This is a genomic window from Snodgrassella sp. CFCC 13594 (assembly GCF_001590725.1).
Lineage (GTDB): Bacteria > Pseudomonadota > Gammaproteobacteria > Burkholderiales > Neisseriaceae > Snodgrassella.
Genome location: NZ_LQXR01000070.1, coordinates 1 through 747, shown reverse-complemented (window position 1 = coordinate 747; position 747 = coordinate 1). Strand labels below are relative to the sequence as shown.

The 747-nt window shown below is 46.3% G+C and carries 2 protein-coding genes; both read right to left on the bottom strand.

Going from position 1 to position 747, the window contains the following annotated elements; all coding sequences use genetic code 11:
- On the bottom strand, nucleotides 1-414 hold a 414-nt coding region (locus tag A2F46_RS11750), incomplete at its 3' end, for a hypothetical protein (RefSeq protein ID WP_156471654.1).
- A gap of 113 nt (nucleotides 415-527) precedes the next feature.
- Nucleotides 528-747, bottom strand: a 220-nt coding sequence (locus A2F46_RS12740; RefSeq protein ID WP_197457671.1) for a hypothetical protein, incomplete at its 5' end; no start/stop codon positions are given.

The following is a 747-nucleotide window of genomic DNA, read 5'->3' as shown; positions in this document are numbered from 1 at the left end:
AACCTCAGGGCGCTTAATGTATCGGCTGGTTTTATCCAAAATCGTACCAGCTTCACGCTGCTTTTGGTTCTTCACTGTTTGGTCAGCAGACTTGCCCACCGTGGCACCCGCATGGATTTGTATCTTGCTGCTAATCGATACCGCCAATCGGCTCAGCTTCTCGTACTTCTCAAATGCCTTAGTATCTTCGCTCATGGATTTGTAAGCTTGGTCTATCTGGTGATAGCATCGTGAAAGGTTGGCAGCCTGCAATAAATCCGCTGGCGTCCATGATTGAAAATGCCGCGTGGCAATAATCAAATCCCAATATTTCCTCTCAGCTTTAATCAGCTTAATCGGCGGCTCAATTGTACTTTGTGCACCCTGAAAAGAAGCCAGCGCACCCGCCGCAGTTGTGCTCTTTGGTAACATCATGATTCACCTATTAAAATTTTTCTGTTTGCAATAATTCGAGGGGGAATGGGCGGTCAGGAAGCCCTTTATTGCCTAATTTTTAAGCACCCCCCACACTCATTTCCTGCATATCTCTATCCCAATCGGTCAAACATTCGTTCTTCTTGCTCAAGGTTACGAAGTCCTTTAATCCACTGTGATAAGAGAACATCAAAGCTATCATTGGTAATCAAGCCACCTGTTTCGTTAGCTTCAGACTTAGCGATTACTTGCTGTGCCTCTTGGTACTCAGTCGCAGCCTTGCTTAATCGCTCAGCCTCTTGTGCTACTTCACGGGCTGCATTGGCTACCTCA